The following is a 15,769-nucleotide window of genomic DNA, read 5'->3' as shown; positions in this document are numbered from 1 at the left end:
TGTACAAACGTCCACTCATAAGAGATGACCGCCGTGCCCGAGGATCGGCATCGCGTTCGTGATTCGACGGCCGACGCCGGCGGCTGCGCTGGACGGTACCCGCGCACAAGTATCTGACCACAGTTTCGGGGGGCGTCGGCGCGCGTGCGACAGCCGTCGCCGACAAGACGAGGGGACCACTTAGTGGATTACGGGGCGCTTCCGCCGGAGGTCAACTCCGGGCGGATGTACGTCGGTGCGGGTTCGGGGCCTATGCTGGCGGCCGCCGCAGCCTGGGACGGGTTGGCCATCGAGCTGTACACCACCGCAGCCTCCTACGGTTCGTTGATCGCCGAACTCACCGGCGCGTGGCTGGGTCCGGCGTCGGCGACGATGGCCGCCGCCTCGGCCCCCTACGTGGCGTGGCTCACCGCGACCGCCGCACAGGCCGAACAGACGGCGGTCCAGGCGAAGGCCGCCGCGGGGGCCTACGAGGCGGCGTTCGCGATGACGGTTCCGCCACCGGTGATCGCGGCCAACCGCGCCCAGTTGATGATGCTGATCGCAACGAATTTCTTCGGCCAGAACCTGCCCGCGATCGCGGCCACCGAGACCCACTACGCCGAGATGTGGGCCCAGGACGCGGCCGCGATGTATGGCTACGCCGCGGCGTCGGCCGGCGCCTCGGCGTTGCCCCCGTTCGACCAGCCGCCCTCCACCACCAACCCGGCGGGGGAGGGCGGTCAAGCGGCCGCGGTCGCCCATGCCGCCGACACGGCGGCCGAAACAAGCACGCAACCCGGTGCCTCCACCTCCGGATTAGCAAACCCAACGTTGGTCTCCAGCGCAGTGGTGGAAGGCTCGTCAGGGGCATCCGAATCGTCGGCATCGGAGTCCTGGAAAAAGTTGACCTCGTTGTATACCAACCACCTTGGTATGGCCTACAACCACGCGGGCGACTGGGAGCACATGATGAAGATCTGGGAAGGCGTGATGCCGGCCGCCGGTGACGGCAAAGCCGCGACGGCCGCGGCCACCTTGCGCGGTGTGGGAGGAACGCTCGGCGGTGGCCCGGTGTCCTCGGGTGCGTCCTCGCCCGTGACGGCGGGTCTGGGCAGGGCGGCCACGGTGGGTCACTTGTCGGTGCCGCAGAGTTGGGCCGCCGCGGCTCCGGCGACAAGCGCGGACACAGCCGCGCCGGCGGTCAGCACCGTCGGCGCCGGCGCCGAAGCCAAGGGAAGCGGGTTGCTCCGCGGCATCCCGCTGTCGGGCACGGGCCGGGGGGCCGGGGGCAAGATCGTCGGGCAGCGTTACGGGTTCCGCCCGATGGTGGTAGCCCGGCACGTGGTGGGCGGATAAACGCTCAGGTCGCCGAAGGCGCCGGATGGCCTACTTGCCGGACGTGAACCAGGCCACCTTGGCCTGCCACGATCGCGCGGATCCGTAGGCGAAGCCGATGGCGCTCAGGCAGGCGCACAACCAGACGGGCAAGGCGATGTCCGTGCCCGCCCAGGCGGTGCCGATTTGAATCACGCTCGCCGCCACCCCGAATCCCGCCGAGATCAGGTAGAGGTCGACGGTCGTCGTTGAGCGGGGATCCGTCCGCAGGATCAGCAGCACTCGCCCGGCGTAGGAGAGCAGGTAGATCATCAGGGCGCCCAGGACCAGCCAGTAAGCCAGCAGCCAGAAGTCGGCGGGGGCCGCGAAGAAGTCGAGGTGATGGCCCTCGTCGGCGATGACGAACAGAACCACCAGCAGCGGAACCGCGATGCGTAGCGGGCGCGTGACGTGCTTGCGCAACAGCTCGCTCTCGTGGGCTTCGTCGACCAGGCGGATGAGCCCATGGCGGATGATCGCCGTCACCGCGAAGATCCAGCAGATGTGTCCGAGCAGGTGTTGCACGTTCCACAGCCCGAAGACGCGGTGCAGCGGGGGTCCGAGCGCGGCCGCGGCCCAGTGCGACATCAGCAGCACCGCGCAGCCATGCAGTGCGATGTTGCGGGTGGCGCCGGCCTCCCATCGGGAGCGCCACGTGTAACGCCGGATCCACAGGCTGCACAGAAGGGCGGCCAAGGTGACGACGATGAGTGCGGTTTTGATCATCCAAACGGTCCGGCAGTGCCGCTCAGACGGGCGGACTGTTGGGATCGGGGCGAAGGTCGCGCAGCCTGGGCGGGCCGGTCTGGGACTCCAGGTACTCGGTGACCGAGTCAGGGTCGATCAGACCGTAGCGGACCTGCAGGTCGACCGGGTTCAACCCCAAATACTTGGCCGCCCTGATCAGGTTGTCGGCGGTGATCAGCCTGCCCTCGCGAGCCGCCTTGTAGTACGCGGACTTGCGGTAGCCGAACGCTTCGTAGACCTCGGTGGCCGCCAGGGGTCTCCCGACCAGATACGGCAGCACCACCGCCGGATCCTTCGCACTGTCGTCCACAAATATGGACGATAGCGTCGTACGACGGACCTCGCAAAAGAAACGCGACCACCGCCGGCGGTCAGTCGAACAGCGTTGCGCAACTGTGGGTCTTTTCCAGATCCAGCAGGGCGCGCTTGCGCTGCAGGCCGCCGCCGTAGCCGGTGAGGCTGCCGTTCGAGCCGATCACCCGGTGGCAGGGCACCACGATCGCGATCGGATTGTGCCCGTTGGCCAATCCCACGGCGCGCGCGGACCCCGGAGCGCCGATCTGCTCGGCGATCCATCCGTATGACCTCGTCTCCCCATAGGGAATCGTCAGCAACGCCTTCCATACGCGCCGCTGGAACTCGGAGCCGTGCAGGTCGAACTCGAAATCGAAGTCGGTGCGCTCGCCGGCGAAATAGGCGGCCAGCTGCTCGACGGCGGCGCCGAACGCCCGCGGGTTCGGCGACCAGCCGGCGCGGCTCGGCTCATAGGTCTGGTCGACCATCCGTAGGTTCGTCAATACGGAGCCGCGACCGGCCAGGGTCAGCAATCCGATGGGGCTGTCGATGGTGCGGTACTCGATCATGCGACCTCCTGTGGCGGCCAATGGTTTACGGGATGCTCGAGAGTGGTCCAAAGATATTGGGTGGCATAGGAACGCCAGGGGCGCCAACGGGCGCCGCGTTCCACGAGGGAGCGTTCGTCGGACGGCAATCCCAGCTGTTTGGCGGCCAGGCGCAGCCCGAGGTCGCTGGCGGGGAAGGCGTCGGGGTCGCCAAGGCCGCGCATCGCGATCACTTCCGCGGTCCAGGGGCCCACCCCGGGCAGCGCGAGCAACTGTCTGCGGGCACTGTCCCAGTCGCATCCGGTGTCCAGCACGATGCTGCCGTCGGCGAGGCCGGCAACCAATGCGCTCAGCGTGCGGCGGCGGGCCTTGGGCACCGCCAGATGGACGGGATCGATCTCGGCGAGCTCCTCGACCGAGGGGAAGGTGTGGGTCAACGTTCCCTCGGCGTCGTTGACCGGCCGTCCGTACGCGGCGACCAGCCGCCCGGCATGGGTGCTCGCGGCCCTGGTCGACACCTGCTGCCCGAGCACTGCGCGCACCGCGAGTTCGGCTTCGTCGACGGTGCGCGGAATGCGCTGCCCGGGCGCCTTGGCCACGACGGGTCGCAGTCCGGCGTCCGCGCCCAGCGCTTCGTCGACCGCCTCCGGGTCCGCGTCGAGGTCCAGCAGCCGCCGGCAGCGGGCGATCGCCGTGGTCAGATCGCGGAAATCGTCGAGCACGAGGACGCAACGGACATGGTCGACGGCGGGCGTCAGGTTCACGATGGCGTTGCCGAACGGAAGGCGCAAGCTGCGTCGGTACCCGCCATCGCGGACCTCCTCGCAACCGGGAACGGCGCCGGCCGCGAGATGGCCGAAGACGCCCTCGTAGGCGAAGGGTGTGCGCACCGGGAGCCGAAGGCACACGGTGCCAGGCGAATTGTCCTCGGACGCGGTACGGGCGGCCGCGCGCCGGCGCAGGGCGCTCGGTGTGCCTTCGAACACCGATCGCACGGTGTCGTTGAACTGACGGATGCTGGAAAAGCCCGCGGCGAATGCGACGTCGCCGAACGGCAGGTCCGTCGTCTCGATCAACACGCGGGCGGTCTGGGCGCGCTGCGCCCGGGCCAGTGCCAGCGGGCCGGCGCCGACCTCGGCCTGCAGGAGCCGTTCGAGCTGGCGAGTGGTGTAACCGAGGTGGGCGGCCAGACCACCCACACCGTCGCGGTCCACGGTGCCGTCGGCGATCAGCCGCATCGTGCGCGCCACCACGTCACCGCGCACGTTCCATTCGGGGGAACCCGGAGAGGCATCGGGACGGCACCGTTTGCAGGCCCGAAAGCCGGCCCGCTGGGCGCCCGCCGCGGTGGGGTAGAACCGCACGTTGCGGGCGAACGGCGGCCGCACCGGGCAGCTGGGCCGGCAGTAGATCCGGGTGGTCAGCACCGCGGTGACGAACCAGCCGTCGAACCGGGCGTCCTTGGACTGGACGGCGCGGTAGCAGCGGTCGAAATCGTCGTGCACGCTTCCAGACTTACACCCGGGCACCGACAAAACTAGCGGGAAAGCGACATCGTGGTGGGCGGGCACGCATCGGTGTCGGTCGGCCTCACGTCGGAGCGGCTTTCTTGTCGATTCGAGGTACTTCCCGCACGCGATGGTATTTACTGTGACCCAACTCGCCGGCTCTGACGGCGTGACCCGACGGGGTGAGTGAGTTCGGGGAAAGGCGAACCGATGAAGCGGCTGGCGACGTGGTGGGGGCAGGACGACCACTTCGATTGGCTGACAGGTTATTTGCAAGCGCACGGGCTGAGCACCAACACCCGCAGGGTGTTGGCTGTCGTGGCGTCCTCGTTGGTGCTGGTGCCCGTCAATGTGTACTGGGGCCCCGAGCCGTTGTATCCCCATGTGGCGCTGACGGTTTCGGTCGTGTCCGCCGTGATCGGACTGGGCATGGCGGTGCTGTGGTTGAGCGGATGGCCCACCCGGCGCCAGTCGATCTTCTACATCATGACCGGCTGCGTATCCATTGGCGGCGGCTGTCTGTGGCAGCCCCAGCCGCTCGTCGGGCTGATGTCCTGCTCGGCGCTCTCGGTGACCGGCGGCTACATCGCGTTCTTCCACACCACCAGGCTCATGGCGCTGAACCTCGGCGTGGCCAGCGCGATCGGGGCCTGGCAGGCGGTGCGTCTGGCCGCCGAGGGGCAAGCAGTGTTGGCCTTCACCGGCTACTTCCTGGTTCTGGAACTCAACGTGGTCGTTCCGCTCGCCATCCAGGTCGTGGTGCGCGCCCTGTGGGTTGATCTCTCGCGTGCCAACCGCGATCCGCTGACCGGCCTGCTGAACCGGCGAGCCTGCGACAGGGAGATAGTCGGCCGGATGCTCGCGGGCGCGCATCACATGTTCTTGGCGGTGGCCATGGTCGATCTGGACCGCTTCAAAGAGCTCAACGACACCCGCGGGCACGCGGCCGGCGATGAGGCGCTCATCGAGGTGGCCGGCACCCTGACGACCGCCTGCGGAGAGACCGCGATCGTCGGCCGCGTCGGCGGGGAGGAGTTCCTGGTCGCCGACATCGTCACCGCGGACCAGCTGCCAGAGTGGGGCCGACAGCTCTGTGACGCGATAGCCGCGATGAACGCATCGGTGACCGCCAGCGTCGGGATCGCCACCCTCGCGTTGCGCAGCGTCGTCTCGGACTATGCCGAGCACGCGTTCCACCAATTGGTCGCCCAGGCCGACACCGCGATGTATGAAGCCAAACGGTGCGGCGGCAACCAGAGTCGCCACCGCCAGGTGGCGGTCTGAGCCCGCCGAAGCCCTACTGAGCGGATGAAGGGGCGTCGACGAGCGACGCCAAACGGGTGGGGCGCTCGTGCCCGCGCAGGGTGACCGTTTCGCCCAATGACCAACGGGCCCGCTCGTTTTCGCTTGCGCCCTCGATGGCGTCGGCCGTCGCGAGCAGACGGTTGGTGTGTGACTTGGCGAGCTCGCACAGCCGCGCCGCCTCGTTGACCGGCTCCCCGATGACGGTGTATTCGAATCGTTCTTTGGCGCCGACATTTCCGGCGACGACCTGGCCCGCGGCCACGCCGATCCCGGCCTCGAGGTCGGACATCTCGTCCGCCAGGCGCTCGGCGATACACCGCGCGGCGGCCAGCGCCGCATCTTCGGGACTGTCCAGGCGGTTGGGCGCGCCGAAGATGGCCAGCGTCGCGTCGCCTTCGAATTTGTTGACCAGCCCGCAGTAGCGGTCGACCTCCTCGACGACGATCGCGAAGAAACGGTTCAGCACCGCAACGACTTCGGCCGGCGGCTGGCTCGTCACCAGCTGCGTCGACCCGACGATGTCGATGAAGACGACCGCGACGTGGCGTTCTTCGCCGCCCAGCTTCGGCCGTTCGCGTTCCGCGGCCAGCGCCACCTCACGCCCGACGTGGCGGCCGAAGAGGTCGCGGACGCGTTCCCGCTCCCGCAGGCCGTCGACCATCGTGTTGAAGCCGCGTTGCAGCTCACCGAGTTCGGTACCGTCGAACACCACGAGGTCCCCCCGCAGATCGCCGCGCTCGACGCGCGCCAGCGCCGCACGGACCACCCGCACCGGTGTCGCGGTGAGCCAGGCCAGGATCCACATCAGGACGCACCCGAAGATCAACGGAGCCATCGACACGATCAACACGGCCACCGCGAACTGCGTCTGGGTCAGATTGCGCAGCACGAGCTCGAACAGAGCGAGCATCATGATCCCGATGACGGGCACGGCCGAACCGAGGAACCAGACGACCATCGTGCGGCCCATGATGCCCGCCGCGAACCGTCGTGGCGGTGGACCGGCCTCGAGCGCCTGGGCGGCGACGGGCCGCAGCGCGAACTCCGCGAGCAGGTAACTAGCGGTGGCGACCACCACCCCGCCAAAGCTCACGACGAGCAGGAATCGCGGAATGAAGAGCGTGTTGACCATGCCGTACAGCGTCGTCAGCAGTATCGTCCCGACGCCCCACAAGACGAGGTCGACGAGGGCGATGCGCCACGGCGCGACAAAGGTGTTGCGCTCGTCCTCTGGAGTCGGCTCGCGCTCTTCGATCGCCCAGCGCAGGGCGATCACGGTCCGGCGGGTGATCCAGTACGTGCCCCACGCCGAGGCCGCCACGATGTAGGCCGGGGAGGCACCGAACGTGATCCACGCCGGCGCGTCGTCGAACACGCTCGGCACCGGGATGGCGACCGTCACCAAAAACAGCGCGACGGCGATGCCGATCAGGTTCGCGCCCAGCACCAGCACCGTCATGATGATCTGGATGCGCACCCGGCGGCGGCCCTGGCTTTCCGACACCCGACCGAGCAGCAGGGAGCCGTACGCCGGCGTCTCTGGCAGACGGCCGCTCTGACGGGTGACGCGCTCGAGCACCCGGCCTATTCGTTGTGCCAAGGACGTGTTGGCCGACATGGTGGCGTCAGCCTAATTTGTCGGCCACGCTCTAAGGTGAGTCGGGTGCGTCTAGTGATCGCTCAATGCACCGTGGACTACGTCGGCCGGCTCACCGCGCACCTGCCCTCCGCGCGCAGGCTGTTGCTGTTCAAGGCCGACGGATCGGTCAGTGTGCACGCCGACGACCGCGCCTACAAACCGCTGAATTGGATGAGCCCGCCGTGCTGGCTGAGCGAGCAGGCCGGTGACCCCCCGGTGTGGGTTGTCGAAAACAAGGCGGGCGAACAACTGCGCATCACCGTCGAGGAGATCGAACACGACTCCAGCCACGATCTCGGCGTGGACCCGGGGCTGGTCAAGGACGGCGTCGAAGCGCACCTGCAGGCGCTGCTCGCCGAGCACGTCCAGCTGCTCGGCGAGGGGTACACGCTGGTGCGTCGCGAGTACATGACCGCCATCGGCCCCGTCGATCTGCTGTGCCGCGACGAACGCGGCGGCTCGGTGGCGGTGGAGATCAAGCGGCGCGGCGAGATCGACGGCGTCGAGCAGCTCACCCGCTACCTCGAGCTGCTCAACCGGGACAGCCTGCTGGCGCCGGTGCAAGGGGTCTTCGCGGCGCAGCAGATCAAGCCGCAGGCGCGCACCCTGGCCGTCGATCGCGGGATCCGTTGTGTGACATTGGATTACGACAAGATGCGGGGCATGGACAACGACGAGTACCGGCTGTTCTGAAGCCCGTCACTAGACTGATCGCATGCCTCGGCGCCGCCCACCGCCACGCAGGCAGCGGCCGTCGGCGCCGCTGCTGCGCCGGGTGGAGGTCGGGCCCGACGGACACGAGTACGAGGTCCGTCCCGTCGCGGCGGCCCGAGCGGTCAAGACCTATCGCTGCCCGGGCTGTGATCACGAAATCCGCTCCGGCTCAGCTCATTTGGTGGTGTGGCCGATCGATTCGGTGTCCGGGACAGGCGCGGGTCACGTCGAGGACCGCCGGCATTGGCACACGCCGTGCTGGGCGCACCGCGCCACCCGCGGTCCCACCAGGAAGTGGTCTTGACTACCGGCTTTCAGGCGGCCGGTTCGACGAGCTCGATCAGCACTCCGCCGCCGTCCTTGGGGTGGATGAAGTTGATCCGGGAGTTTGCCGTGCCGCGCCGGGGCGCGTCGTAGATCAACCGCACGCCTTGCTCGCGGAGCCGCTCGACCATGGCGTCGAGGTCGCTGACCCGAACGGCCATCTGCTGAATGCCCGGCCCGCGCTTGTCGAGGAACTTCGCGATCGTCGAGGACTCGTCGATCGGGGCCATCAACTGGATCTGCGCGGTGCCCGCCGGGGCGCCCCGCACCGCCAGCATGGCTTCGCGGATTCCCTGCTCCTCGTTGACTTCCTCGTGCACCAGGATCATGCCGAGGTGGTCGTGGTACCAGTCGATGGCGGAGTCCAGGTCGGCGACTGCGATGCCGACGTGATCGATCGCCGTCACCAGTGAGGTGGCCAGGATCTGACGGGCGTCAACTTGATCGGTCGTCATCACATAACGGTAACCTGGCGGCAAAGATTGCGCTTCTCCGGGAGTCCGAATCGGCCGTCGGGGGAGCGCCCAGCAGGCCTTAGGAGAGAGTCATGACGACGTCGGTGATCGTTGCTGGAGCGCGCACACCCATCGGCAAGCTGATGGGTTCGCTGAAGGATTTCTCGGGCAGCGATCTGGGCGCCATCGCGATCGCCGGCGCGCTGGAGAAGGCCTTCCCAAATGTTCAAGAGCCGGGTTCGCTGGTCGACTACGTGATCATGGGCCAGGTGTTGACGGCCGGGGCGGGCCAGATGCCCGCACGCCAGGCGGCCGTGGCCGCCGGCATCGGCTGGGACGTTCCGGCGCTGACCATCAACAAGATGTGCCTGTCCGGAATCGACTCCATCGCGCTGGCCGACCAGCTCATTCGCGCCGGGGAGTTCGACGTGGTGGTCGCCGGCGGCCAGGAGTCCATGTCCAAGGCGCCGCACCTGCTGATGGACAGCCGCTCGGGCTACAAGTACGGCGACGTCACGGTCCTCGACCACATGGCCTACGACGGCCTGCATGACGTGTTCACCGACCAGCCCATGGGCGCGCTCACCGAACAGCGCAACGACGTCGACAAGTTCACCCGCCAGGAGCAGGACGAGTTCGCTGCCGGGTCGCATCAGAAGGCGGCCGCGGCGTGGAAGGACGGCGTCTTCACCGACGAGGTGGTGCCGGTCAACATCCCGCAACGCAAGGGTGATCCGCTGCAGTTCACCGAGGACGAAGGCATCCGCGCCAACACCACGGCCGAGTCGCTGGCCGGCCTCAAGCCGGCGTTTCGCCGCGATGGCACCATCACCGCCGGTTCGGCCTCCCAGATCTCCGATGGCGCCGCCGCGGTGGTGGTGATGAGCAAGGCCAAAGCGCAGGAGCTGGGGCTGAGCTGGCTGGCCGAGATCGGCGCGCACGGGGTGGTGGCCGGTCCGGACTCCACCCTGCAGTCGCAGCCGGCCAACGCGATCAAGAAGGCCATCAGCCGCGAGGGCATCTCCGTCGACCAGCTCGATGTCGTGGAGATCAACGAGGCGTTTGCCGCGGTCGCGCTGGCCTCGACCCGCGAACTCGGCGTGAATCCCGACATCGTCAACGTCAACGGCGGCGCGATCGCGGTCGGGCATCCGATCGGCATGTCGGGGGCGCGCATCACGCTGCATGCGGCCCTGGAATTGGCGCGGCGGGGGTCCGGATACGCCGTCGCGGCGCTCTGCGGGGCCGGAGGGCAGGGCGACGCCCTGGTTCTGCGGGCGGGTTAGCCAGGGATCGACGCTCCCCGCGACGTTGCTGGCGCCGTGCGGCGGCAAGAATTTTGTGATCTTCGTCATACGGGCCGATCACGCCCCTTTTTGAGAGGATTTTCGGCCCCGTCCCGGCCGTGCCCAAGCGGCGCCGCCACCGGGTGGATCGGTAGCCCGCGCGCATGACAAACTTGACGGCGTGACGCGTCCGCGACCTTCCATCGGCCCCGCACTGACCGGTGCTGTCGATCTGTCCGGTCTCAAGCAGCGCGCCCAGTCGCCCGGCGCCGCTCCGGGAGGGCCCACGCCCCCGACCACCGAGGGGGGTGGCATCACCGCGGTCACCGAGGCCAACTTCGAGGCCGAGGTTCTGCTGCGGTCCGAGGAAGTGCCGGTCGTCGTGTTGCTGTGGTCGCCGCGCAGCGACGCGTGCGTCCAGCTCCTCGACACGCTGTCCGGGCTGTCCGGCCAGGACAACGGCAAATGGTCGCTGACCTCCGTCAATGTCGATGTCGCGCCCAGGGTCGCCCAGATCTTCGGCGTCGACGCCGTCCCCACCGTGGTGGCCTTGGCGGCCGGGCAGCCGATCTCGAGTTTCCAAGGCGTGCAGCCGGCCGAGCAACTGCGCGGCTGGCTGGACCAAATCCTCTCCGCGACCGCCGGGAAGCTTAGGGGCGCAACGGGTTCCGCGGAACCCGACGTCGTCGACCCCGAGCTGGCCGCGGCGCGCCAGCAGCTGGAGGACGGTGACTTTGAGGCCGCCAAGGCGTCCTATCAGTCGATCCTGGATGCCAACCCGGCCAGCGCGGAGGCCAAGGGCGCGATCCGCCAGATCGAGTTCCTGACGCGCGCGACCGCCCAGCGCCCGGACGCCGTCGCGGTCGCCGACGCGGCGCCGACCGACATCGAAGCCGCCCTCGCGGCCGCCGACGTGCAGATCCTCAACCAAGAGGTCGCCGCCGCGTTCGAGCGACTGATCGCCTTGGTGCGCAGCACATCCGGCGATGATCGCGCGTTGGTGCGCACCCGCCTGGTGGAGCTGTTCGAACTGTTCGACCCGGCCGATCCCGAGGTCGTCGTCGGGCGACGCAACCTCGCCAACGCGCTGTACTGACGCGAAATCGGCTACGAAGGTCGAGTTGTTGGCGCCAACAGCGCCGAAATCGCGCAACTAGTCCACGTTCGGCGATGGGTTCAGGGGCCCTACTCCGGTTCCAGCCACAGCGCCGACGTGGGCGGCAACACCAGCACCGCCGAGGCCGGGCGCCCGTGCCACGGGTCTTCGGTGGCATCGACACCGCCCATGTTCCCGACCCCCGAACCGTTGTAGACGGTGGCGTCGGTGTTGAGCACCTCGCGCCACCGCCCCGCCGACGGCAGGCCCAGCCGGTAGCCGCCGTGCTCGGCACCGGCGAAATTGAACACGCACGCCATCACCGAGCCGTCCTTGCCGTAACGCAGGAAGCTCAAGACGTTGTTGCCCGAGTCGTTGGCGTCGATCCAGGAGTAGCCGTCGGGCACGGTGTCTTGGCTCCACAGCGCCGGGTGGCTGCGGTAGATGTTGTTGATGTCGCGCACCATGCGCAGGACGCCGTTGGAGAATCCCTGCTCGTCGAGCTGCCACCAATCCAGACCGCGCTCTTCGGACCACTCGGCGCGCTGGCCGAATTCCTGGCCCATGAACAGCAATTGCTTGCCCGGGTGCGCCCACTGGTAGGCGAGCAGGCTGCGCAGGCCGGCGGCCTTGACGTGATTGTTGCCCGGCATGCGTCCCCATAGCGTTCCCTTGCCGTGGACCACCTCGTCATGGCTGATCGGCAGCACGTAGTTCTCGCTGAACGCATAAAGCATCGAGAACGTCATCTCGTGGTGGTGATAGCTCCGATAGATCGGATCGCGGCTGATGTAGTCGAGCGTGTCATGCATCCAGCCCATGTTCCACTTCATTGAAAAGCCCAGGCCGCCAAGGTTTGTCGGCCGGGTGACCCCGGGCCAGGAGGTCGACTCCTCGGCGATGGTGACGATGCCCGGGGCGCTCTTGTGCGCCGTGGCGTTCATCTCCTGCAGGAACTGGACCGCCTCCAAGTTCTCCCGCCCGCCGTAGATGTTCGGCGTCCAGCCGCCTTCGGGGCGGGAGTAATCCAGGTACAGCATCGACGCGACCGCGTCCACACGTAGTCCATCGATGTGAAATTCTTCGAGCCAGAACAAGGCGTTGGCCACCAGGAAGTTGCGTACCTCACGGCGACCGAAGTCGAAAACGTAGGTGCCCCAGTCGAGTTGCTCACCGCGTTGCGGGTCGGAATGTTCGTAAAGCGGGGTGCCGTCGAAGCGGGCCAGCGCCCACGCGTCCTTCGGGAAGTGTGCCGGCACCCAGTCCACCAGCACGCCGATACCGGCCTGGTGCAGGGCGTCGACCAGGGCCCGGAATTCGTCCGGGGTGCCGAACCGGGACGTCGGGGCGTAGTACGACGTCACCTGGTATCCCCAGGATCCGGCGAAGGGATGTTCGGCGACCGGGAGCAGCTCGACGTGGGTGAATCCGTGCTCCACAACGTAATCCGTCAGCTCGCGGGCCAACTGGCGGTAGTTGAGCCCGGGTCGCCATGAACCCAGGTGAACCTCGTAGGTGCTCATCGGCTCGAACACCGGGTTGCGCCCGGCGCGCTGCGTCATCCAGTCCGCGTCTTCCCAGGTGTACTTGCTGCGCGTCACCCGGGAGGCCGTGTGCGGCGGCACCTCGGTGGCGAAGGCCATGGGGTCGGCGCGTTCGGTGACCACTCCGTCGGCGCCATGAACGCGAAACTTGTACAGCCCCTCGAGCGGGAAGCCGGGCCAGAACAGCTCCCACACGCCCGAGGAGCCCAACACCCGCATCGGGGCGTCGTTGCCGGTCCAGCCGTTGAACTCGCCGATCAGGCTGACGCCCTTGGCGTTGGGCGCCCACACTGCGAACGACACCCCGTTGACCACGCCGTCGGCCGTGGTGAACGAGCGAGGATGCGCGCCAAGGACTTCCCAGAGGCGCTCGTGGCGCCCTTCGGCGAATAGATGAAGGTCGACCTCGCCGAGGGTGGGCAGGAAACGGTAGGCGTCGGCGACGACGTAGGGGTCGGCGCCCTCGTAGGTGATCTGGAGCCGATAGTCGATCAGGTTGGTGAACGGCAGCGCCACGGCGAACAGCCCGGACTCGACGTGCTGCATCGGGAATCGGTCGTCGCCGACGATCGCGACGACCTCGACCGCGTGGGGCCGGTACGCCCGAATGACGGTGTGGTCGCCGTATTCGTGGGCCCCCAGCACGCCGTGCGGGTTGTGGTGCGTGCCGGCGACCAGGCGCGACAGGTCGGCGGGGTCGGGCGCCAGGTGCGTCCGAGCGAGTTGGTCGGCTTGGCTCATGTCCCTTTCGCCTCCGGTCCGTTTCATGTCTGGTGTCAATGCCTGCGCAGCAGCGTCATTCGAGCGTCATGCGGTACGCGCGGCATGTTGATGATGTGCGCGACCGCCTGCCCGGGATCGATGCGAACGTAATTGGCTTGTCCCCATTGGAATTCCTGGCCGGTGATCTCGTCGCGCACCCAAAAGCGCTCGTAGGGCTCCATACCCAGTGCGGCCATATCCAAAAACAGGGTCGCTTCCTCGGGGCCGAAGGCGTTGAGCGTCACCACCACCAACACGCAGTCGCCGGTGGCCGGGTCGAACTTGCTGTAGGCGAGCAGCGCGTCGTTGTCGACGCTGTGGAAATGGATGGTGCGCAGCTGCTCGAGGGCCGGGTGGAGTCGGCGAATCGCGTTGAGCTGCGTGATGAATGGCTCAAGCGAGCGTCCCTCGGCGAGCGCACCCGCGAAATCGCGAGGCCGCAACTCGTACTTCTCGGAGTCCAGGTACTCCTCGCTGCCTTCGCGCACCGCGCGATGCTCGAACAGCTCGTATCCCGAATACACGCCCCAGGCCGGTCCCATCGTCGCGGCCAGCACCGCACGGATGGCGAACATCCCGGGCCCGTTGTGCTGCAAGATGGCGTGCAGGATGTCGGGGGTGTTGACGAACAGGTTGGGCCGGCGGAAGTCGGCCAAAGCGGCGATCTCGTTACCGAATTCGGTCAGCTCCCACTTCGCCGTGCGCCAGGTGAAGTAGCTGTACGACTGCGTGAAGCCCAGTTTGGCCAGCCCGTACTGGCGGGCCGGCGGCGTGAAGGCCTCGGAGAGAAACAGCACGTCGGGGTCGATGGCCTTGACCGCGGCGATCAACCACGCCCAGAAGTCCGGCGGCTTGGTGTGCGGGTTGTCGACGCGAAAGACCTTGACGCCGTGGTCCATCCAGTGCCGGACCACGCGCAGCACCTCGTCGTAGAGGCCGGCCGGGTCGTTGTCGAAGTTGATCGGATAGATGTCCTGGTACTTCTTGGGCGGGTTCTCCGCGTAGGCGATGGTGCCGTCGGGCAATTCGGTGAACCAGTTGCGGTGGTTACGCGCCCAGGGATGGTCCGGCGCGCATTGCAGCGCCAGGTCCAGCGCCACCTCCATGCCCAATTCGCGTGTCGCGGCGACGAACGCGTCGAAGTCCTCGATGGTGCCCAAATCCGGGTGGACGGCGTCATGGCCCCCCTCATCGCTGCCGATCGCCCAGGGAGAACCCACATCTGTCGGAGCGGCGGTGGGGGAGTTGTTGCGCCCCTTGCGATGTATCTTGCCGATCGGATGGATCGGCGGCAGGTAGACGACGTCGAACCCCATCGCCGCGATGCGCCCGAGCGCGGCGGTTGCGGTGGCGAATGTGCCGTGCACGGGGTTGCCGTCGGCGTCCCATCCGCCGGTCGAGCGGGGAAACATCTCATACCAGGAGCCGAACCGGGCCAACGGCCGGTCCACCCAGACGCTGTACTGCTCGCCGCGCGTGACGAAGTCGCGAAGCGGGTGCTCCGCCAGGATTTCCTCGATCTCCGGCCCGAGCGCCAGCGCCGTTCGGGTGACCGGGTCCCCGGGGGTGCGCAGCGCCGCGGCGGCGGCCAGCAGCGGTTCGCGCCGGGCGCGCGGCACCTCACTCGCGGCGCGTTCGAACAACCCGGCGCCTACCAGAAGATCGTTGGACAGTTCCTTCTCACCCTGACCGGCGTCCAGTTTGGCGACCAGCCCGTGCCGCCAGGTGTGGATCGGGTCGCCCCACCCCTCGACGCGGAAGGTCCACAGCCCCACCTGGTCGGGGGTGAACTGGCCGTGGAACACATAGGGTTCCAGACCCATCGTCATCGGCAGCGCCAGCGGCTTGACCTTTTGCTGGTCGACCTTGCCGTCGCGGTCGGTCACCGGCTTTGCCGGAGCCTGAACCGCTTTGACCCGCCGGGTCTCGGTGACTTGCGGATAGCCCGGCCCGAGGTAGCGCACGACCAGGGTTGCGGCCACGGCTTCGTGGCCTTCCCGCCACACCGCGGCGCTGACCGGCACGACCTCGCCGACCACGGCTTTCGCGGGAAACGCGCCACAGGAAACGACCGGCTGGACGTTATCGATCTCGACACGACCGGGCACCACCACTCCGTTCCGATTTTCCCGCTTCCTCCGCGCCCCGCGCCGCGGGCCGCATCGTCACCGGGAGCGATCCAGATTGTGTG

14 protein-coding genes are annotated in these 15,769 nt (G+C 67.9%); 6 read left to right on the top strand and 8 right to left on the bottom strand.

Annotated elements, in window-relative coordinates; genetic code table 11:
* The first annotated feature begins 183 nt into the window (after positions 1-183).
* Positions 184-1,338, top strand: coding sequence for a PPE family protein (locus QGN31_RS18620; RefSeq protein ID WP_043954605.1), 1,155 nt, complete (start codon positions 184-186; stop codon positions 1,336-1,338).
* 30 nt (positions 1,339-1,368) lie between these two features.
* Here QGN31_RS18620 and QGN31_RS18615 read toward each other — a convergent pair whose 3' ends face one another.
* The 4 genes from QGN31_RS18615 to QGN31_RS18600 form a co-directional block, all read right to left on the bottom strand.
* The gene (locus tag QGN31_RS18615; RefSeq protein ID WP_008254846.1) at positions 1,369-2,082 is read right to left on the bottom strand and encodes a hypothetical protein; all 714 of its coding nucleotides are present in this window, start codon (positions 2,080-2,082) and stop codon (positions 1,369-1,371) included.
* 22 nt (positions 2,083-2,104) lie between these two features.
* Positions 2,105-2,413, bottom strand: coding sequence for a hypothetical protein (locus QGN31_RS18610; RefSeq protein WP_008254847.1), 309 nt, complete (start codon positions 2,411-2,413; stop codon positions 2,105-2,107).
* Positions 2,414-2,474: 61 nt separating this feature from the next.
* On the bottom strand, positions 2,475-2,966 hold the full coding sequence (locus QGN31_RS18605) for a methylated-DNA--[protein]-cysteine S-methyltransferase (protein ID WP_008254850.1): 492 nt from the start codon (positions 2,964-2,966) through the stop codon (positions 2,475-2,477).
* Complete coding sequence (locus QGN31_RS18600; protein WP_014941506.1) at positions 2,963-4,450, bottom strand: DNA-3-methyladenine glycosylase 2 family protein; 1,488 nt, start codon at positions 4,448-4,450, stop codon at positions 2,963-2,965. The genes QGN31_RS18605 and QGN31_RS18600 overlap by 4 nt, the downstream gene beginning before the upstream one ends.
* 213 nt (positions 4,451-4,663) lie before the next feature.
* Here QGN31_RS18600 and QGN31_RS18595 point away from each other — a divergent pair, with 213 nt between their 5' ends.
* Positions 4,664-5,737 carry a GGDEF domain-containing protein gene (locus QGN31_RS18595; RefSeq protein ID WP_008254855.1) on the top strand — a complete coding sequence of 358 codons (1,074 nt, stop codon included), beginning with the start codon at positions 4,664-4,666 and terminating at the stop codon, positions 5,735-5,737.
* Positions 5,738-5,750: 13 nt separating this feature from the next.
* On the opposite strand, the gene QGN31_RS18590 is transcribed toward QGN31_RS18595, so the two are convergent.
* Complete coding sequence (locus QGN31_RS18590) at positions 5,751-7,376, bottom strand: adenylate/guanylate cyclase domain-containing protein (protein ID WP_014384080.1); 1,626 nt, start codon at positions 7,374-7,376, stop codon at positions 5,751-5,753.
* A 45-nt stretch (positions 7,377-7,421) separates the two neighbouring features.
* On the opposite strand from QGN31_RS18590, the gene nucS reads away from it, so the two are divergent.
* Together nucS and QGN31_RS18580 are read left to right on the top strand one after the other, a co-directional pair.
* Positions 7,422-8,090, top strand: coding sequence for an endonuclease NucS (gene nucS / locus QGN31_RS18585; protein ID WP_008254859.1), 669 nt, complete (start codon positions 7,422-7,424; stop codon positions 8,088-8,090).
* Between the two features lie 22 nt (positions 8,091-8,112).
* Positions 8,113-8,415, top strand: a complete 303-nt coding sequence (locus tag QGN31_RS18580) for a hypothetical protein (RefSeq protein WP_080552542.1) — start codon at positions 8,113-8,115, stop codon at positions 8,413-8,415.
* Positions 8,416-8,425: 10 nt separating this feature from the next.
* Here the strand turns inward: QGN31_RS18580 and mce are convergent, their stop codons facing one another.
* On the bottom strand, positions 8,426-8,893 hold the full coding sequence (gene mce, locus QGN31_RS18575) for a methylmalonyl-CoA epimerase (RefSeq protein ID WP_008254861.1): 468 nt from the start codon (positions 8,891-8,893) through the stop codon (positions 8,426-8,428).
* Between the two features lie 89 nt (positions 8,894-8,982).
* Here mce and QGN31_RS18570 point away from each other — a divergent pair, with 89 nt between their 5' ends.
* Together QGN31_RS18570 and QGN31_RS18565 are read left to right on the top strand one after the other, a co-directional pair.
* A complete protein-coding gene (locus QGN31_RS18570) occupies positions 8,983-10,176 on the top strand; it encodes an acetyl-CoA C-acetyltransferase (protein ID WP_008254863.1) in 1,194 nt (397 codons plus the stop codon).
* Positions 10,177-10,357: 181 nt separating this feature from the next.
* Positions 10,358-11,272, top strand: coding sequence for a tetratricopeptide repeat protein (locus tag QGN31_RS18565; protein ID WP_008254864.1), 915 nt, complete (start codon positions 10,358-10,360; stop codon positions 11,270-11,272).
* 89 nt (positions 11,273-11,361) lie between these two features.
* On the opposite strand, the gene glgB is transcribed toward QGN31_RS18565, so the two are convergent.
* On the bottom strand, positions 11,362-13,557 hold the full coding sequence (glgB, locus tag QGN31_RS18560) for a 1,4-alpha-glucan branching protein GlgB (RefSeq protein ID WP_036458470.1): 2,196 nt from the start codon (positions 13,555-13,557) through the stop codon (positions 11,362-11,364).
* A gap of 35 nt (positions 13,558-13,592) precedes the next feature.
* Entirely contained in the window at positions 13,593-15,686 is a 2,094-nt protein-coding gene (locus tag QGN31_RS18555; protein WP_201405983.1) for an alpha-1,4-glucan--maltose-1-phosphate maltosyltransferase, read from the bottom strand.
* Positions 15,687-15,769 lie beyond the last annotated feature (83 nt).

This window comes from Mycobacterium sp. 2-64 (assembly GCF_035918375.1).
GTDB lineage: Bacteria > Actinomycetota > Actinomycetes > Mycobacteriales > Mycobacteriaceae > Mycobacterium > Mycobacterium intracellulare.
This window is presented reverse-complemented; position numbering and strand designations above follow the sequence as displayed.